Genomic DNA, 18,415 nt, shown 5'->3' with positions numbered 1-18,415 from the left:
CACGAGCGCCGGAGCCGACGGCGATGATCTCGCCTTCCTGCGGCTTTTCCTTTGCCGTGTCGGGGATGATGATCCCGCCAGCGGTCTTGGATTCGGATTCGACCCGGCGAACGACCACGCGGTCATGCAGCGGGCGGAACTTCGACTTTGCCATTTTCGGATTTTTCCCTGGTGCGGATGTTGAGGGGTTTTTGTTAGCACTCGCGATGGACGAGTGCTAACGCGATAGTGAGGTAGGCTGTAATCGGGCACTCGTCAAGACGGACGAGGGCAGGCGAGGAGCTCTGGCCCCCTCCCCGTGGAACCCAACGCATACGCGGCATCCGTGTTGATGGCTGCGAGCCCCACATTTCCATTGAATTCGGCGTCATGACGCCAACTTGCGCGCGCCGCTTCCAAGTCGTCAATCGTGCTGCCGTCAGCACGAACATAGGGCTGCGCTTCACTTCCCGTCGAAGCCGCGGCAAGCAGCGTCGCCGTCAGCACGCTCCTTTGCAGATGCTTGCCAAAGGTGGACAGTGAGCGCACCTGCGCCGGGCTGTTGGTGCGAACGTAAGACGTCATTGACAACTCCTTTTTGCAAGTCGAGCCCCTTCTCCACCTTCGGCCGCCGTCGACGCGAAGAAGTCCGCATCGCGTTGAAGACGAGCTGCGAAAAAGAGAAAGATGTGTTTGATGGCTGCGGCCCCAACGGTGCCTTCAGATTTGAGATCACTTCCGCCGCGAGCGGCTGAAGCTCCTCGCAACGTCAAATCGAATCTGCTGCCAAGCCTCCAGGAAAGGAGAGCATTGCTCATCTCGCGCTTGTGCATGCAGTCAACCTTCGATCCGTGTTGCCACATCAAGAGCAAATGCCGTGCCAAAGCTCACTGGGAAGTGAACGCATGGCTCTCCCTGAAAACCTCACAAATCCAGCATGGTCAATTGTGCGGAACCCGACATGCGTCTTCTGCCACTGTCAGCTTTCGGACAGGCATGACGCGTTTCGCGCCGACCACCGGTCGATCGGTTTTGGGGCCGGTCTGTTCGCCTCATAAGAGCGCGTTACATTGCGTAGCGGTTTCCCGAGCGCCGCCACATGACACTGGACCTGCAGGTAGCACCGGCTTCTCATCCAGCCTTACTTTGGCCCCCTCGCGTATCAAATTCCCGCTGGCGAGCCCTGCTTTCATAGATCGCACCATGCCGGATGTCTGCTCTGGCGCCCGACCCGCTGGCACGATCTCGATCCGGCATAAGGGCGCAGCATCTTTGCAGGCCGTTTCATCCCGGCGTCCTGCTTGGCTGACAGACCGCACTTGGCGAGCGGTCTCCATGCTCTCTCCAAGGACCATCCCTGCGGCTGGCTTGTCGACCTATGGGCGGGTCCGGCCGCCCGAAACCCTCGCGCCATCAGCTTTTTTCCCCGCCGCCTGCGGCGGCTTCCTCGCGCCGCTTCGCTCACAAAAAAGCTGCCCGCTCGGGTCCTTCACTGTCGCTGCGGCCCTGTCGGATTCAGGCGGTCCTGACGCGCCCATTACGGTGCGCCATCGCAGGGGATGGTCCCCGGCGAAACCACAAAAGGAGACTTCGAAATGACCGCGATCGGTTACGTCAACAAGCAGGAAAACGGCGCCTACAAGGGCCAGTTCAAGACGCTCAGCGTCCGCGCCGACATCGATATCGTCCCCAACCAGGCCAAGAGCGCCGATAACCATCCCGACTTCCGGGTGCTTACGCAAGGGGTCGAAGTCGGCGCTGGCTGGATCCGCACCGGCGAGACTTCCGGCAAGGATTATGTGAGCCTGTCGATTGCAGCGCCGGAGTTCGGACCGCGCAAGCTCTACGCCAATCTCGGCCGCGCCGCCGGCCAGGACGATCACGACACCTACGCCATCATCTGGAACCCGGCCGACTGACCGGCCGAGATAAGAGCCTCGCGCCGCAGCCCCGGCGCGGGGCTCATTCCCAGGAGTTCCACCCAAACCCCGTCCGCCCTAAAGGGCGGCGAAAACTCTCCCCCGACTCTTCGCCCGTCCCCGAGACGATCTCCCTCGCCCATCGTCGCCCTCGCTTGTCCGAAGCGAAACGAGGATCATCATGGACGACGAAAACGAACGCGCGGCCCGCGCGAAAAAGGGCAGCCCGTTTCTCAGTACAGCCCAAGCCGCCTTCTATATCGGGCTCTCCCAGCGCACGCTCGAAAAGATGCGGCTCAAGGGCGGCGGCCCGAAATTCCGCAAGCACGGCCGCTATGTCCGCTATCACATCGACGAACTCGACCATTGGTCGAAAGGACACCCGCAGCACTCCATCGCCGGCGATGGCAAGGCCGGTTCCGGCCAGGGCGGCACGGGAGGCCGTTCATGAGGCGGCGCCCTTCCATCCATCTGATCGGCAGCCGCCTGAGGCGTGTTCGAGCCCGTAAGACGGTCGCCTTGGCCGCGGCCGGTCTCGGTCTTTTGGGCTTCACGGCGCTGGGAAAGCCCGCCCCTTGGCTGGTCTGGAACGCCTCGGCCAGCGCGCCGATCGGCCTTTACCGCATCGCTGCGGGAGCGCTGGCGCGTGGCGATCTCGTGCTCGTGCGCCCGCCTGAATACGCGGCGTATCTCGCCGCCGAGCGCAGCTATCTGCCTCGCAATGTGCCGCTGGCAAAACGTCTTGCAGCGCTGCCGGACGATAATGTCTGCGCCTTCAATGACGCCATCATCATCGGCGGCGACATCGTCGCGCGCCGGCTCAAAATCGACGCCGAAGGCCGACCTTTGCCATGGTGGAACGGCTGCCGAGCGCTCGGGGATAACGAGGTTTTCCTGCTCGGCAGCGACAAAAACCGCTCCTTCGACAGCCGCTATTTCGGGCCTGTTCCCACTCAAAATGTCATCGGGAGGCTCGTACCACTATGGACCGAGTGACCCTCCTCTTGTTGGGCATGATCGCCATTGCGCCATGCGCCTGTTCCGCCTCGACCGGCGCTGAGCCGGTCGCCATCTCCCAAAGTCCGCAGCTGCGAAAGTGGCAGACGTTGGTATCGGAAGCAAGCCGGCGCTTCCATATTCCCCAAGCCTGGATCTATGCCGTCATGGCTGCCGAAAGCGGCGGCAAGACAATGCGCGGCGGCCGCCCCATCACCTCCCCCGCTGGCGCCATGGGCCTCATGCAGGTGATGCCCGGCACCTATGAAGAGATGCGGGTCGAACACGGCCTTGGGCCTAACCCCCACGATCCGCGCGACAATATCCTGGCCGGCACGGCCTATCTCAGTGCCATGTATGACCGCTTCGGATTTCCTGGCCTGTTTGGCGCCTACAATGCCGGTCCCGAGCGCTACGACGAGCATTTGAAGCGTGGCAAACCGCTGCCAGAAGAGACCGTCGAGTACCTCGACCAACTCAAGGCGGCCGGAGTTTCGGCGGCCGACATCGAGGCGTTCGAAAGCCAATCTGTCGCTCCAAAGGCGCAAATCGCTCCTCTCGGACGGTCGCTGTTCTTCATTCATGACGGTGTTCACTCAGGCGTGCGAAACGGCGATCTCTTCGTGCCGCTCGGCAAGGACGGCGCGCAGCCGAAGGAGCCGGTGCGTTAGCCATGGCGGACGGGGGCGCGTCTGGCGGGGCTGGGCGCGTACGGCAAGATAAAGGTACCGCCTCCAGGAGGCGGTTAAATCTTTGTCTGCACATCGTTTTTCCGGGAGGCTGCCGCCGGTGCCAAGAGGGTTGGACGTGTAAGTGTCTGATTTTGCTTGATATGTCTGGGAGGCTCGCATTAAGGATGACGAGTTCAGGCCGAAGCTCGGCAAAATCGGGTCGCGCGGCTCGAAGGCCGGCAAACGCTATGCCGGCCAGGTTCGTGCGGCGATCAACCGGGCTGGCGGCCGGCCGCAACGCGGTGGTCGCTTCACAGGAAGCCGGACAGGGCGCGGCGGGGCGGCCGCCGCACTGCTGAAATCGCGCGACCGGTATGCCGCCTTCCGCCAGCGCCGGGTGATCGTCAAGGCGCGGGTCGTCAAGCTCGCCGGCAAGGGCGCGGACGGGGCGCGTGCCCATCTACGCTATCTTCAGCGCGACGGGGTCACCCGCGAAGGTGAACCTGGCGAGCTCTACGGCGCCGACAGCGGCCGCGTCGACGGCAAGGCGTTCATCGATCGCGCGGACGGCGACCGCCATCAGTTCCGCTTCATCGTCGCTGCCGAAGACGGCATCGAGTACGACGACCTCAAGGCGCTGACGCGGCGGCTCATGGCGCAGATGCAGGAAGACCTCGGCACGAAGCTCGACTGGGTCGCGGTCGATCATTTCAACACCGGCCACCCGCACAGCCACATCATCGTCCGTGGCAGGGACGACCGTGGCGAGAACCTGGTCATCGCGCGCGAATATATCTCATCTGGCATCCGCGAGCGGGCGGCCGAGCTGGTCAGCCTCGATCTCGGTCCGCGAACCGACCGCGAGATTGAGCTTCGCCTGCGCCGGGAAATGGAGCAGGAACGCTTCACCAGCATCGACCGTCGGCTGCTCAGCATGCGTGATGATGACGGCCTGGTCTCGCCGGGCGGTCCCGACGCCATTCGCCAGACGCTGCACCAGGGACGGCTGCGCAAGCTCGAGCGGATGGGTCTGGCCGCGGAGGTCGGCGCTGGCTCCTGGCGCCTCGACGATGAGCTCGAAGCCACGCTGCGCCGCACCGGCGAACGCGGCGACATCATCAAGACCATGCACCGCGAACTGACCGGCAAGGGGCTTGCCCGCAGGGCCGCCGACTGGGTGATCCACGATCGATCCGGCGAGCCCGTCCAGTCTCTCGTCGGTCGCGTTGTCGCGCGTGGACTGGCCGACGAGATCAATGACCGCCATTACATGATCGTCGACGCCGTCGACGGTAAGAGCCATTGGATCAACATCGGTAGAGGCGAGGCGATGGAAACGATGCCTAATGGCTGCATCGTGCGTGTCGCGCCAAGGAACACCGAGCCGAGGCAGGTCGATCGTACCATCGCCGAAATCGCCGCCGCGCATGGCGGCCGTTACGACGTCGATATGCACCTGAAGCATGACCCATCCGCCACCGAGAGCTTTGCGCGAACGCATGTGCGGCGGCTGGAGGCGATCCGCCGCGCGACCGGCGGCGTCGAGCGAGAGCCGAACGGCACCTGGCTCATCGCGCCGGACCATCTCGATCGCGTCGCGAATTATGAGGGCCAGCGGGCCAGGGCCGAGCCTGTCGTTGCCGACAAGCTCTCCTCAATGGCGCTGGAGCGACAGGTCAGCTTCAACGGCGCCACCTGGCTCGACCGGGAGCTGGTTGCCGATAGACCCGAGCCTTTGCACGGATCCGGCTTCGGCCGCGACGTGAGAGAGGCGCAAGCTCGCCGGCGGCAGTGGCTGATCGCGCAAGGCCTCGCGCATAAAGAACAGGATGGGATCGTCTATCGAGCCAACATGCTTTCGATCCTGCGCCAGCGAGAACTGAACCGTGTTGCTGGCCAACTGTCGGAGGAACTTGGCCTGCCCTATGCCGAAGCGCGATCCGGAGGACGAGTAGAGGGTACGCTCCGCCGCTCCGTCGAGCTTGCCAGCGGAAAATATGCCGTCGTTGAAAAGTCGCGCGAGTTCACGCTGGTGCCATGGCGGCCGGTGCTTGAGCGCCATGTGGGCAAGGAGGTCTCCGGTGTCGTGAGTGGGGAGGGGATTTCATGGACCGTCGGCCGGCAAAGGAGCGGACCTGGTGTTTCGTGAGATGGTGTACAGCTTTTTAGCCAGCGGCGCGGGCAGCCATGCGAGCCCGCGTAGACCTTATGGCCGCACGCCCGCAATCGGTCGCATGGACCTGCCAGGCGGGGCGGCTTTGGAGCGTTCGGACCCGACACGCTGCGTGAGTGGCCAGACTTCGAGCGCTCGAAGATGCGGACTGTTGTCTGCTGGCCGGCGTTATTCCGGCTGGCCTATGACCGCGGCGCAACAGTTCACCGCTGAAGTTGCCACGGGCGAACATCGACAAGAGAAAAAACACCATTGCGCGTTACAAATCGCCGTTGAAAGCGTTTAGGTTGCATGCGCTTCGCCAAGTAAACGGATACCCCAGAAGAGAGCCATGACCACGGCCCGCCATATCGTGACGCTGCTTAAAAGCCACATTGCCGGCGACGAGGATCGTTTCCTCTCTATCGCGATGCAGCTTGCTGCGCATGAGGCACGTCAAGGCCATGGCAAGCTTGCTCAGGAGCTCAAGGATCTGGTCGACGCAGCCAAGAGCAGGGACGCCCGGATTGCCAAGAGCAGTCGGCCGGTTCCCCTTTTTCAGCCAAAGGGCGAACTCGCAGGCCTCCTGCATGTGCGCTATCCGGACCTGCGACTGACGGACATGATTTTGCCGGACAGTCTGCGCTCGCGCCTGCACCGCGTGCTGGGAGAGCAGCGCCAACAAGCAAGCTTGCGCGAGCACGGGCTTGTTCCCCGTCGCAAACTGCTTCTGGTCGGCCCGCCAGGATCAGGCAAGACGATGACCGCATCGGCATTGGCCGGGGAGCTTCATCTGCCCCTTTTCATGATCGTCCTCGATGGTTTGATCACCAAGTTCATGGGAGAGACTGCCGGAAAGCTGCGGCTTGTTTTTGATGCAATGCAGGCGACGCGGGGCGTCTACTTCTTTGACGAATTCGATGCCATCGGCGCGCGTCGAGGCGAACGCCAGGATGTTGGCGAGATTCGGCGCGTGCTGAATTCGTTTCTGCAGTTTCTCGAGCAAGACGACAGCCACAGCCTGATTATTGCGGCAACAAATCATCCCGAGCTGCTCGACAGAGCTTTGTTCCGCCGTTTCGACGATGTCATCGAATACGCCGTGCCCGATCGGCCGATTATCGAGGCGCTGCTTCGGGCTCGACTCGACCGCTTCGACACCAGAGGGCTTGCCTGGAACGAGGCGATCTCTCAGGCAGAGAGACTGTCGCAGGCCGAGATCACCCGCGCGGCCGACGACGCTGCAAAAACCATCATATTGCGGGGGGGGAAGCGGATCACCTCGGAAGCGCTCATCGACGCTCTGAAGGAACGCCGGCAGGCTTCGCTGTCTGAGTAGCGACAGCACAGATCATAATGGCAGACGATTTTCCGCGCGACCGCGCCCATATCCACCTTCGCAACAACGGCATTCGGGAAGCCTATCGGCGGCCCAACCAACTTATACATGCACCGCCGCTGCCGGCGCGTGATCGGGCGTCGCATGCTGCGGCCTTGACGCAATCCATCGAACAAGCGGTCGAAAGTGCACGCCAGCAGATTGCGGCGCGTGACCCCCAGCTGTCGGTCGGCACGCCTGGCTTTTACCTCGAGATCGATCTGCCCATGTCCGGACGGGCGGCCCTCGACCAGTTGGCCGATCGTCGCCGGCACATGGAGCTGGTCGCCGTCCATGAGCCAACTCAACCCGGTGCTCCCATCACAGCGTCGGTGTTCCTGCCGCAAAGCGCGCAAGCCTATTATTTGCGGAAAGTCGAGGCGTATCGAGACGTTGACACTGACCGCGGCAGACCGCGCAACGAGCCGCTCGTCTCCCGCATGGAGACAGTCAGGCTGGCGACTGCACGATCGTTGTTTACCGACCACGACGACCTCTTCCCCCAGGCCGCTGACGAGCAGGTGTGGTGGGAAGTCTGGCTGCGCGACGGTCGCCGCGAGAACTTCGAGCACATTGCCGAAGCCCTGAACATCACTTTGCGCACGCATGCGGTCAGGTTTCCGGAGCGGGTGGTCATGCTGGCACTCGCCAGCACGGCAATGCTCGACCGCATGATTGCGCACAGCGATGTCGTCGCCGAGCTGCGGCGCGCGAAGGATACGCCGTCCTTCTTCATGGGCCTTGGTGGCGCGGAGCAAAGGGACTGGAGCGACGAGCTTCTCGGGCGCGTCAGACCGCCTCAATCCGATATTGCGGTCTGCATTCTCGACAGCGGCGTACGTCGCACCCACCCGTTGATCGAACCCGCACTTGCCGTTGAAGACTGGCACACCGTCAAACCGGCATGGGGCAGCGACGACACACCTGCGTGGAGCGGCCACGGGACGCGAATGGCAGGTGTCGGCCTGTACGGTGATCTGGTCCCGCTCCTGGTCGGAGGCGATCCAGTTCCATTGCCCTTTCGGCTGGAGAGTGTCCGTATCCTTCCGCCAGAAGACGAGGCAAACGATCCAGAACTCTATGGCGCGATCACCGCGGAAGCGATCGCCCGCGCCGAGGTGCAGGCGCCGGAGCGCCGCCGCGCGATCGCAATGGCTGTGACAAGCGCCAGTCCGGCGCGTGGAAGGCCCACATCGTGGTCTGCCGCTATCGACCAACTCTGTTTCGAAGAGGAGCAGCGACGCTTGATCGTTCTCTCTGCCGGCAACATCGGCGATGACCTCATGCCGGCCGAGCATTTGACGCGCAACGATCTGGAAGCAGTCGATGATCCTTCTCAGGCCTGGAATGCGCTGACGGTCGGCGCTTTCACAGAAAAGGTCGATATCATTGACACCGACTTTGCGGGCTACGCTCCGATCGCGCCGGTCGGCGAGCTCTCGCCGCGCAGTCGCACTTCGGTCGTTTGGGACAGGCAGTGGCCGGTGAAGCCCGAGGTCGTCTTCGAAGGCGGCAATCTCGCCCATGACGGTGTGTTGCCTGGCGAGCCGATCGACGATCTGCAGATATTGACCACTTTCTATCGACCCGAACTGCGCCACTTCACCACCCTCGGAGATACGAGCGCGGCAACGGCCCATGCCGCACGGATGGCGGGACTGATTCTATCAGCGCGCCCCGAGCTGTGGCCTGAAACGGTTCGCGCCCTGATCGTCCACTCGGCCGAATGGACTCCGGCGATGCGCGCACGCATCGATGCGTGCAACGGAGCGAAGGGCGAGATCCAGGCGCTCGTGCGGCGCTATGGTTACGGCGTGCCAGATCTTGGGCGCGCGCTTCTGTCAACGGTGAACGACCTCACGCTTATCGTTGAAGATGAGCTTCAGCCTTTCCAGCGCGAGGGCGGCGCGGCTGCCAAAACGCGTGACATGAAGCTGCATCGCCTGCCTTGGCCGAAGGAGCAGCTCGCGGCGCTCGGCGCTGCCCAGGTCGAGCTCCGCGTCACGCTGTCCTATTTCATCGAACCCAACCCCGGTGAACGCGGATGGACCCGCCGGCATCGTTACGCGTCCCATGGTCTTCGGTTCAGAGTAAAGTCAGCGACCGAGACAGTCGACGAATTCCGAGCCCGCATCAATCAGGCCGCTCGGGACGAGGAGGAAGGGGCGCCTGCTGGAGGCGGAGAAGAGTGGCTGCTCGGCACCTTCCGCGATCGCGGCTCGTTGCACGCCGATTTCTGGTCGGGCAGCGCCGCCGATCTCGCCGAGCGTGACGCGATCGGCGTGTTCCCGGTCGGGGGCTGGTGGAAGGAGAAGCCTTACCTGGAACGCGTCGACGCTCTGGCTCGGTACGCCCTGATTGTGACGATTCGGGCGCCTGGGGTCGATGTTGACATCTTCACACCCGTCGAAGCAGCCCTGACTGTCGAGACGTCGGTCGAGACCTGATGCAGCACTGTCCAAACCGGCCAACAACGGAGGTTTGACCAGCCTCTGGTGCCATGGCGGCTGGTGCTGGATCATCACGTCGGCAACAGGGATCATGCGCGGAGGACGATAGGCCGCCAAAGGAGCGGGCCAAGCGTGTCATAATGGCGCCCATGGTCACGCCCACAAGCCGCGCCCCCTGCGTCTACAGAGAGGTGCGCGTCTGCTTAGGCGGCCGAGACATCGCTTACCTGATCAACGCGCTCGCCGTATTTGCGCCTGTAAGCGGCAATGAAATCGTCGTCGCTACAGATGCAGCGGCCGCTGGAGTCCTTGGCCTTCGGATCGTGCAAGTGAGAGCCAAGGGGGCGCAGAAGATTCACCCGAGTGCTCGTCGTCGGGCTCATGGGAAACCCCGCACTATGTTTGACCAAATCCGCGGCAAGCATAATCCCGGCAAGCACCGACTGAAAGGCCATCGGAACCACAGTTCGAACGCGGCGACTTCCTTCGCTAAGCTGGAACACCAGACCGCCGCAGATAGCCTGCTGATAAAAGGAGCGCAGGGGCTGGCCAACAAACGGGGCTAGCGGTTCAAACGGCACAGCCATCGCTGTAGCCACGCGAACTACAAAGTCGTTGGGAACTCCGGCATTGGTCTGCAGGAGCGTTTTCACCTGCTCGTGTGCTTCCGGTATTCCGAGTTCCTCGGCAATCAGCTGGTGCTCGTCCTTGGATTTTCCGGATGGCAGGTACATGCAACAAAGGCAAGCCTGGCCGTCATCGAAACCATGCCGGGAGATACCGAGATCGTGCTCCTGCGTCCAAGCGTTTGCGATCCATCGCGGCAGTGCACCTTGGACAGCCAGACGGTCGGCGGCGGTGTCAAGCGCCACACCCACTTGGTCGAAGACCCAATTGCCCCGGCGCGCAACATATTCTGCCCACGTCAGAGGGTGCGCCTCGACCTCAAGGGCAGTCGATCTAAGGGCGGTGGCTGCAAGAACCGCTTTGGACATACCAATCTCCGCCTGGCCAGCCAATGCGTAGCGCTGCAGGTTTGAGAGTTCGATCGCTTCGTGATCGATTACATGCAGACGACCTTTGAGATCGGGTTGTCTCGCTAGCGCCCAAAGCGAGCCATGGCCTATCGCACCGAGCCCAACGAGGTGGGTTTCGCCAAGGTCGACTGGGAAGTCGATCGGGCCAGGCTCTCCGGCTTTGGTCTTGTCGTAGCTGCATAGCGAGAGGTCGATGGTTTCGTCCAACTCGGCGCCGGTCAACTGGGCAGCGAAGATAGTTCGAAAGACGTTGGCGGCGCCGAAGCAACTGGCGGCGCCAGCTCCATAAGGCAGCAGACTTGGGCCAGAGCCCACCGGGTCCGTACGCGACAGCTTTGCCGCCCAACCGTCCGATCCCACGAAAAAGATCGGGCACCGGAGTGATGGGCGCGTTACCCCTGCAACGACGCAGACGGTGGCAGACTTGCCGGAACGCCGGATGCCGACTTTTGGATTGATCGACTTTGCCAAGCGCTCCAGCGCTTGGGCTTGAGAGCTCGCCGCGCTGTCCAGCGGGAGTATCGCCAGAACCGGGTAGAGCCTAGCGAGCAATCTCACCGCAAGATCTAGTGTCGCCTGGCCTTCGGCGCAGGAAGCGGCCTGATGGTCGAAGGCGACTGCCACGACCTGCTTTTCAAGAGCTGCTTTGAAGTCTCCCAGATGAAAATCGGCCAGGACCTGAGATGCCGCCGTGGCGGCGCGATCGATGAAGTTAGCGAATGCCATTGTTCAACTCGATATCATGATCATTCGCGACAGTGCCGCGGGAGGGAGCGCATTCCATTTGGCCTTTTCGTCAAGCCGATAGGCGGCGACCCGAGCAAAATCGAAAGGCTCGCGGGCGAAATTCGGCACGACCAGCGACAGACACCCAACCGTGGTAGCAACCGCATAAGCGTCGTCCGTCGTCGAATGGTAGGCGCGGCCCGGATGGCTGTGAATCTGGGCCAAGAGTTTCAGGCCGCTTTTGTAGAGCCAGACATTGAGCCGGTGCAGTTCTTCGGCCGCAACGATCACGCAAACGCCATCGTTTGTCCGAATGTGACGCTGCGCCGGGATAACCGTCTCTGTTACGGCAAAGTGCCGCTCTTGCTGAACGCCGACCCAGAGCGCCATCCCCTCATTGCCCTCGCGACCAACTGAGCGCAGATGCCCATGCGTGGTCGAGATGCAGCCGCGCGGGAGAGTCACGATCGTTACATCTCTCAAACCAGTCATTCTTGTATCGCCTGAGGGGATACCACCATTCCTACGATTGTCGGTTGGAGTTGAATCTGCAACTGCTCTATAGGAACGATTCCGTACTTGATGATCTTGTCCAGGATGAAGGCCAAACAGCCTTCGCCAGAACCCCGATGAAGCAGCCATGGATCACCTGAATGGGCTGGATTGTCGTGGTATTCCCGGACGCCCGCCATGCACAGGAATGGTTCGTCCTCGGGACTGTTGGCCTGGATGAAGTCCGTCAGCGGCACGGCGTTCTGCTGGATGAGAGCTCCTATCATCTCCGGCGGCGTTCCGGGCAGCGGCGGACGTCTAAGCATTTTCAGGTATAGATCTTTCCGGGCAATCGGATGACGCGTAAACGGATCGACGAAGACCACGGACGGTGGTCTTAAGTCGTAGTCGGTGAAGTCGACCTCGCTCGCTGCGCTGACCACCCGTGGCTTTAACTTGGGGCTGGCGAAAATGAAGAAAGCGCGCGGAAAGGTCGCCTCGATCAAGAAGCAGCCCTGAGCCCGATAGACATCAGCATATGGCCGGAACCGGCCGATCTCCCGATCAAACTTCGCTCGGGAGACCTCCGGATCCACACTTTGGTGTTTAGGCACCTGCGACGCCCGCCTTCAGGCTGAGGAACAGGGTCACAGTATTCGGGAAACCGAAGTCGCCAAGCTTCTTGTCGACATCGAGCAAGTTGCCGGCCTCATCCTTGAATTCCCAATTCTCGGCTGGTTGGGCGACATTCTGCGTGTTCTCAAGGGCTTTGGTACGAATGACGTGAAGCGGCTGGTTGGGATTGGCTTCGACCTGCGTGGGCTGGCCGTTCACCACCACCGTGATCTCGATCTTGCCCGGTCCGCCGCCGTGATTATCGCCCTTACCCGAATCCTTCGACATTGTCCTACTCCTGTGGCTTGCCAACCGCCCCACGCCCTGGCGCCCACCTGCGAGTGAGACCGGCGGTCTTCAATCGTTCACCCGGCGCCACGGCCGCGAGTACGCGAAAGACAGGGGATAAGCTACCGAATCGGTGCTTGCTTTCTTTTATGGGTGACTTGAGCCGCAAGTAAATGGTCTCAAATTGCTCCTCACAACTATAATCGATTAGAGCAATGCAAAAATATTGGCGACACGCCTATTCATCTGCTCTCTCACTCGCCTGCTCCGTGCTTGGCAAGGGGAGCTTTGACTGCGTCACGCGTCCCCCAAGCAGCCGATTGCGCCGGCAGCGCCGTAGGAACCGTCGTTCAGAGTCTTCACCACTCAAGCAGCCGCATGGATGCAGCCGACGCTCGTCTCCACAAACAGCGCAAGTGGTGCCTTGTTGGATAAGGTCGCCTCGTCCCTGGTGCAGCATCTGTCGGAACGGGTCCGCTGCGAGACCATGCCTCATCATCGCCCATGCGCAGCAGCCGGCGGTCGATGCTCGTAAGGCGTTCTGCTCATTTCGTGGCGAAGGCGCTGCTCGACTCGCGGACATATGCGGGCACCGAGGCGGAGGCTGACCAGTCGGCGCCGCGTTCGCGGATGTCGCTTGCAATGTGCTCGCGTGCGTTTGCCGCCGGCGACCTTGCCGTCCTCGCCTGCTATGGCGAGCCGGCGCAAGCGGATTGCTCGATACTGCCGGCGAGGCTGCGGGCCGGTCCTAACGGCCGTTCACAAGAGCTTGCATCAGCAACTGGCAATCGGATCGATAACTTCGCGATCGCCGTTATGGCGCGGAGATGCGGTCTCGCCGGGTTGTGGCTGGCGCTTCGTTGTGGGCGGCGCGTCGTAGCCGAGGGAGCAGGGGCGGCGCCATGATCCAGACCGAACGCGCGCTGCAGCAGGTGCTTGAGTGGGGGCGTGCCCTGACCGGTTTCGCGGATGAGCATGCTGAGGAAGCGGTAAGGGGCGGCCAGTATATCCTGCAACGCATTCACCCGAGCCTGCGCGACACCAGCGCCCGCACCGGCCGCGATCCGCAGGACGAAACGCTGATCGTGGCGTTCTATCGCGAACTGGCGCTGCTGTTCTGGCTAGACGATTGCAACGACGTTGGCCTGATCGCGCCGGAGCAGCTCGCCGCCCTGGAGCAGGCGCTGGGGCACGGCGTACCGTGCGTGCTCTCCGGATTCGAGGGCTGCGCTCAGCTGCGCGCTTCGCTGGCTGCGCTCGCTTACGATCGTCACGACTATGCTCGGCTTCTCGACTATACCCGGTGCTACTGCGCGGCGCTGCGCGCCGGACACGCGCAGGCGGCAGGGGCGCGACGCTGGTCTTACGCCGAGTACCTGCACAACGGCATCGATTCGATCGCTTACGGGACCGTGTTCTGTTGCCTGTCGCTGCTGTGGGGGCTGGACATGGCGACCTTGCGCGCGCGTCCAGCGTTTCGCCAGGTCCTGCGGCTCATCTCAGTGATAGGGCGCCTGCAGAACGATCTGCATGGACGCGACAAGGACAGGTCGGCCGGCGATAACGCGGCGATCCTGCTTCTGCAGCGCTATCCGGCTATGCCTGTGGTTGAGTTCCTCAACGACGAGTTGGCCGGCCATACGCGCATGCTGCACCGGGTGATGGCGGAAGAATGCTTTCCCGCGCCGTGGGGACCGTTGATCGAGGCGATGGCGGCGATCCGCGCGCAGTACTACCAGACTTCGACCAGCCGCTATCGCAGCGACGCTGCAGGGGGAGGCCAGCGTGCGTCGGCCTGGACGCGCCGGAGGCGGCGGCTTGGGCGCGCTGCCGTCGGTTCGATCCGACGCAACGCCGTCGCCCGCTGCTACGGATGGAGCGAGCATGAGCGACACCGCCCTGAGCCGGGGAAGGACGAACATCTGGACATCGTGCTGGATCGGCGAACGGCGCCGGCCACGGTGGCCGCTGGCTGGGAGTACATCCATTTCGAACACTGCGCACTGCCCGAGTTGGACCTGACGCAGATCGACCTGCGCGCCTCGCTGCTGGGCAAGGCTATGCGCGCGCCGCTGCTGATCAGCTCTATGGCCGGCGGCATGCCACGGGCCGAGGCCATCAACCGGCATTTGAGCGAGGCAGCGCAAGCCTTGGGGATCGCCATGTGCGGTTCGCAGCGTGTGAGCCTGCAATCCCGCAACTCCCAGGGGCTAACGCGCGCGCTGCGCCGCCTGGCGCCAGACATTCCCTTGCTGGCCAATATCGGCGCCGCGCAACTGCGGGAGGCCGACGGCCTGGACCTGGCGCGTCGCGCGGTGGACGCGCTGGAGGCCGATGGGCTCATCGTCCATCTCAATCCGCTGCAGGAAGCGGTACAGCCGGAGGGCGACCGCGAACTGGCGCGGCGTCCTGGCGCTGATCGCTGGCGCCGCGCGCATCGTGGGCGTGCCGATGGTGGCCAAGGAAGTGGGGGCGGGCCTGTCCGCCTCGGTGCCTGTGCGCTCGTCGAGGCGGGCGTGGCGGTAATCGATGTCGCCGGCGCCGGCGGCACCAGTTGGGCCGCAGTGGAGGGCGAGCGCGCCCGCAATGCCGCCGACCGTGCAGTGGCGATGTCATTCGCCGATTGGGGGATTCCACCCTGACCAGCGTGCAGGCGGTGCGTCGGGCGCTGCCAACGGTGAAGCTGATCGCGTCGGGCGGGATCCGCGATGGCGTCGACGTGGCCAAGGCCATCCGCCTGGGCGCGGACATCGCCGGGCAGGCGGCCAGCGTGCTGGGCGCGGCGACAGTGTCCACCGGGGCCGTTGTCGCGCATTTCGAGATCGTCATCCGCCAGTTGGCCGTCGCCTGCTTCTGCACGGGCTCGGCTGATCTGGCGGCGTTGCGTCAGGCGCGCTTGTTGCCCTCGTCGCATTTGTCCGCCGGTTGATGTCGGCGTCGTCCGCACGCTAACAGCAGGCTGCTGAAATACCTACGCCAAAGACAGACTATTGATCCCCCTGGCGAGACGGCTCGATTGACGGGAGCGATGTGTTCATGGAGCAGCTGTTCACGATGAAGCGGTTGGAAGATTTCGTTCCAGCCGGTCATCCTGGTGCCCGCACCGGCTGATGATCAATGGAGCGCTGGTGCGGCTAGACGGCATCCTTTCCGGCATGTACGCCTGCAGTGCCAAAGGCGGTCGCCCCAGCGTTGCGCCGGAGAAATTGCTGCGGGCCGTGTGTTGCAGGTGTTCTACAGCGTCCGTCGGAATTGATGCAGCAGGTGCTGCTGTGGCAAGGCCAAGACCCGGGAATGCCGTCAGCTTTGATCAGGCGCTTCGGGCCGTCGGAAACGCGCGAAGAGTCCGGCTTTCGAAAAAGGCCGAACGCCTCAGATAAAGCCAGAACTCCTTGGGTCACCATCAAACCAATTTGACGCCCCGGGACAATTTCGTCCGGCATTGTCCGGTGTGCGACGATGTTGGGGATGCGACATAGGCGGATTGCCGTGTATTTAAACCGCTTTTCCTTTGGCACGCATATTGCGCCCTATCGGTAAACCTCGTCATGGGCCGGCGGCAATCGCTCGGAGATTGTCGAAATAGCACAATGATTTCTGCCGGGGTGACATCCGGCCCGACTAGAGCAGGACCTTTCAGATGATGCAGAAAAGCAAGCGGCCATACTCGCGGGGAAATAGTCGCGTCAGGGCTGCATGGACGCTCTTTCCTGGTTGTTTCGGCGGCGGACGCCAACTCTTCAATCGGCACCCGAACCAGTGCCTGGATGTCCAAGGAGCGCCCCTGTTGCGCGTGCCTGGCTGCACCCGCGTGCTGGCTCTCCTCCAAGGCGACGCTTCGGCGCTGCTGCAGACCGGCGACGAGAACCCAACTTCAAAATTAGCATTCCGAAAACCGAAAGAAGTGAACAGGTATGTCCAGGATCGGCGCTTTGACGCGCGCCGCATGGCGATCGGCAACTCAGACGCTGGCCAAGGGTTCGAAAAGTTTACACCCGACGCTAGCGCCGGCCGATTTCAAGCGCGCACTTACGATCAACGAACGATATGGCGGGCTCACTGTCAATGTCCCCAAAATGCCTTTCTGGCTGACCGGGGGTGAAGCCTTCGTCTACCGCCGGACTAGCCACGGCGAGCAGCAGTTCATGCAGGTCGATGCTGCCACGGGTTTCAAGCGGCCCGCTTTCGATCAGGCGCGTCTGGCGGCAGCGCTAAACAAGGTGAGCCATGAGAGCTATCAAGCCGGCAATCTTCCGTTCGACCGTTTCGAACTGAGTGAGGATGGTCGCAGGCTCGACTTCCAGATTGAAGACACCCGGTGGAGCTGCGACCTTGCAAGCTATGACTGTACCAGCACCACATTCGATGCAAGGAAAGGGGACCGTAGGGAGCTCAGCCACCGCTACACGCCGCCAGCGGAGAACAACCCCGACAAGAGCAACGCGTCGCCCGACGGCAAATGGATCGCCTATATCAAGAACTGCAACGTTTTCCTGCGCAGCGAGGACGGATTGCAGGATGTTCCTCTGAGCCGGGACGGAGCCGAAGGCAATTGCTACGTCTTTTCGACGCTGAGCTGGTCGCCGGACTCGCGCCACCTCGCCGCTTACCTTGTTCGCCCCGGCTATAGGCGAGAGGTCCGCTACCTCAATTCTTCGACGGACCAGTTGGAGCGGGAATATTCAACAAAATTCTATCCCAGGCCGGGCGATGTCCTTCCGCTGCCCCAGCCAGTCCTGTTCGACATTGCCGGCCGGCGCCAGATCGTGATTGACGGTGCCCTCTTCTCGAACGTCTTCGAACTTTCCCCTCTCCGGTGGTGGGCGGACAGCCGCGGCTTCACTTTCGAATATAACCAGCGCGGGCATCAGCTTTATCGCCTGGTCGAGGTAGACGCCGCCTCGGGCCGCGGGCGCTCCCTGATCGATGAGACCAGCGAGACATTCGTTGATTATTTGCCGCTGGGGCATGGCCAGGAGGATGCCGGAAAAATCTTCCGTTACGATGTCGATGACGGGAAGGAGATCATCTGGGCATCAGAGCGCGACGGGTATGAGCATTTGTATCTTTTCAACGGCCGGACAGGCGCGCTCGAAAACCAGATCACGCGAGGTGAGTGGGTCGTCCGGAGGGTCAACCATGTCGATCCGGTCAAGCGTCAGATCTGGTTCGAGGCGAGCGGGATGAACTCGCAGGAGGACCCCTATTGGGTCCATGCTTACCGCATCGGCTTTGACGGCAAGGGACTGACTGCACTGACGCCCGAACCGGCCAACCACCATATCGAGTTCTCGCCTGACAGGCGCTATTATGTCGATCTCTGGTCACGCATCGATCTGCCCCCGCGCATGGCACTCTACCGCGCCAGCGACAATGCCAAGCTCCAGCAGATCGAGACGGCCGACATTTCTGAGCTCGTCGCCGCAGGCTGGCAGCCGCCGCTCAGTTTCCATTCCAAGGGGCGCGACGGCAAAACTGACATCTGGGGCGTGCTCCACCTGCCAGCCAACTTCGACCCGACGAAGAAATACCCGGTTGTGGAGAATATCTATGCTGGACCCCACGGCTCCTTCGTCCCAAAATCCTTCTCGCGGTGGACAGAGCCGCTCACGCAGCTGGGCTTCGTCGTTGCTCAGATCGACGGCATGGGCACCAACAACCGCTCCCGCGCCTTCCATGATGTTGCTTGGAAGAATCTGAAGGACGCAGGAT

General features: G+C 62.5%; 14 protein-coding genes and 3 pseudogenes. 11 read left to right on the top strand and 6 right to left on the bottom strand.

The features are described 5' to 3' along the window. A partial coding sequence (locus EN906_RS04430) for a co-chaperone GroES (RefSeq protein ID WP_164750074.1) occupies window positions 1–154 on the bottom strand: 154 nt, incomplete at its 3' end. Window positions 155–255: 101 nt separating this feature from the next. Beyond that, window positions 256–564: a hypothetical protein gene (locus EN906_RS04425; protein ID WP_024505643.1), complete on the bottom strand. Its 309-nt coding sequence runs from the start codon at window positions 562–564 to the stop codon at window positions 256–258. Window positions 565–1,574: 1,010 nt separating this feature from the next. Between EN906_RS04425 and EN906_RS04420 the strand changes: the two genes are divergently transcribed. From EN906_RS04420 to EN906_RS04390, 7 genes are all read left to right on the top strand, one after another. Then, window positions 1,575–1,898, top strand: coding sequence for a DUF736 domain-containing protein (locus tag EN906_RS04420; protein ID WP_024505644.1), 324 nt, complete (start codon window positions 1,575–1,577; stop codon window positions 1,896–1,898). 181 nt (window positions 1,899–2,079) lie between these two features. Then, on the top strand, window positions 2,080–2,349 hold the full coding sequence (locus EN906_RS04415; RefSeq protein WP_024505645.1) for a helix-turn-helix domain-containing protein: 270 nt from the start codon (window positions 2,080–2,082) through the stop codon (window positions 2,347–2,349). Next, window positions 2,346–2,894: a S26 family signal peptidase gene (locus EN906_RS04410; protein WP_024505646.1), complete on the top strand. Its 549-nt coding sequence runs from the start codon at window positions 2,346–2,348 to the stop codon at window positions 2,892–2,894. Before EN906_RS04415 ends, EN906_RS04410 begins: the two co-directional genes overlap by 4 nt. Then, window positions 2,882–3,565, top strand: coding sequence for a lytic transglycosylase domain-containing protein (locus tag EN906_RS04405; protein WP_024505647.1), 684 nt, complete (start codon window positions 2,882–2,884; stop codon window positions 3,563–3,565). Before EN906_RS04410 ends, EN906_RS04405 begins: the two co-directional genes overlap by 13 nt. Before the next feature lie 178 nt (window positions 3,566–3,743). Then, window positions 3,744–5,714, top strand: a complete 1,971-nt coding sequence (rlxS, locus tag EN906_RS04400) for a relaxase/mobilization nuclease RlxS (RefSeq protein WP_024505648.1) — start codon at window positions 3,744–3,746, stop codon at window positions 5,712–5,714. Between the two features lie 355 nt (window positions 5,715–6,069). Continuing rightward, a complete protein-coding gene (locus EN906_RS04395) occupies window positions 6,070–7,056 on the top strand; it encodes an ATP-binding protein (protein ID WP_024505649.1) in 987 nt (328 codons plus the stop codon). A gap of 17 nt (window positions 7,057–7,073) precedes the next feature. Next, on the top strand, window positions 7,074–9,542 hold the full coding sequence (locus EN906_RS04390; protein WP_024505650.1) for a S8 family peptidase: 2,469 nt from the start codon (window positions 7,074–7,076) through the stop codon (window positions 9,540–9,542). A 206-nt stretch (window positions 9,543–9,748) separates the two neighbouring features. Here the strand turns inward: EN906_RS04390 and EN906_RS04385 are convergent, their stop codons facing one another. From EN906_RS04385 to EN906_RS04370, 4 genes are all read right to left on the bottom strand, one after another. Continuing rightward, a complete protein-coding gene (locus tag EN906_RS04385; protein ID WP_024505651.1) occupies window positions 9,749–11,308 on the bottom strand; it encodes an E2 ligase fold family C protein in 1,560 nt (519 codons plus the stop codon). 3 nt (window positions 11,309–11,311) lie between these two features. Continuing rightward, the gene (locus tag EN906_RS04380; protein WP_236383243.1) at window positions 11,312–11,698 is read right to left on the bottom strand and encodes a Mov34/MPN/PAD-1 family protein; all 387 of its coding nucleotides are present in this window, start codon (window positions 11,696–11,698) and stop codon (window positions 11,312–11,314) included. A gap of 98 nt (window positions 11,699–11,796) precedes the next feature. Then, window positions 11,797–12,414, bottom strand: coding sequence for a putative metal-binding protein (locus EN906_RS04375; RefSeq protein ID WP_024505653.1), 618 nt, complete (start codon window positions 12,412–12,414; stop codon window positions 11,797–11,799). Continuing rightward, the gene (locus EN906_RS04370; protein ID WP_024505654.1) at window positions 12,407–12,703 is read right to left on the bottom strand and encodes a DUF2604 domain-containing protein; all 297 of its coding nucleotides are present in this window, start codon (window positions 12,701–12,703) and stop codon (window positions 12,407–12,409) included. Before EN906_RS04370 ends, EN906_RS04375 begins: the two co-directional genes overlap by 8 nt. Window positions 12,704–13,605: 902 nt before the next feature. Here EN906_RS04370 and EN906_RS04360 point away from each other — a divergent pair. The 4 genes and pseudogenes from EN906_RS04360 to EN906_RS04350 form a co-directional block, all read left to right on the top strand. Beyond that, window positions 13,606–14,499: pseudogene (locus tag EN906_RS04360) on the top strand (hypothetical protein); the annotation flags it as partial. 88 nt (window positions 14,500–14,587) lie between these two features. Further along, window positions 14,588–15,632: pseudogene (fni, locus tag EN906_RS04355) on the top strand (type 2 isopentenyl-diphosphate Delta-isomerase). An 86-nt stretch (window positions 15,633–15,718) separates the two neighbouring features. After that, window positions 15,719–15,950 (top strand): annotated as a pseudogene (locus EN906_RS38100) (IS5/IS1182 family transposase); the annotation flags it as partial. Between the two features lie 667 nt (window positions 15,951–16,617). Next, window positions 16,618–18,415, top strand: a 1,798-nt coding sequence (locus tag EN906_RS04350; RefSeq protein WP_127375076.1) for a DPP IV N-terminal domain-containing protein, incomplete at its 3' end; no start/stop codon positions are given.

The organism is Mesorhizobium sp. M7A.F.Ca.CA.004.06.1.1, from assembly GCF_003999135.1.
GTDB lineage: Bacteria > Pseudomonadota > Alphaproteobacteria > Rhizobiales > Rhizobiaceae > Mesorhizobium.
The sequence above is the reverse complement of the archived record's forward strand: the minus strand, read 5'-3'. Positions and strand labels throughout refer to the sequence as shown.

Coding starts and splice junctions, on each gene's coding strand:
- EN906_RS04425 (WP_024505643.1), bottom strand. CDS start 564: ATGACGTCTTACGTTCGCACCAACAGCCCGGCGCAGGTGCGCTCACTG.
- EN906_RS04420 (WP_024505644.1), top strand. CDS start 1,575: ATGACCGCGATCGGTTACGTCAACAAGCAGGAAAACGGCGCCTACAAG.
- EN906_RS04415 (WP_024505645.1), top strand. CDS start 2,080: ATGGACGACGAAAACGAACGCGCGGCCCGCGCGAAAAAGGGCAGCCCG.
- EN906_RS04410 (WP_024505646.1), top strand. CDS start 2,346: ATGAGGCGGCGCCCTTCCATCCATCTGATCGGCAGCCGCCTGAGGCGT.
- EN906_RS04405 (WP_024505647.1), top strand. CDS start 2,882: ATGGACCGAGTGACCCTCCTCTTGTTGGGCATGATCGCCATTGCGCCA.
- EN906_RS04395 (WP_024505649.1), top strand. CDS start 6,070: ATGACCACGGCCCGCCATATCGTGACGCTGCTTAAAAGCCACATTGCC.
- EN906_RS04390 (WP_024505650.1), top strand. CDS start 7,074: ATGGCAGACGATTTTCCGCGCGACCGCGCCCATATCCACCTTCGCAAC.
- EN906_RS04385 (WP_024505651.1), bottom strand. CDS start 11,308: ATGGCATTCGCTAACTTCATCGATCGCGCCGCCACGGCGGCATCTCAG.
- EN906_RS04380 (WP_236383243.1), bottom strand. CDS start 11,698: ATGGCGCTCTGGGTCGGCGTTCAGCAAGAGCGGCACTTTGCCGTAACA.
- EN906_RS04370 (WP_024505654.1), bottom strand. CDS start 12,703: ATGTCGAAGGATTCGGGTAAGGGCGATAATCACGGCGGCGGACCGGGC.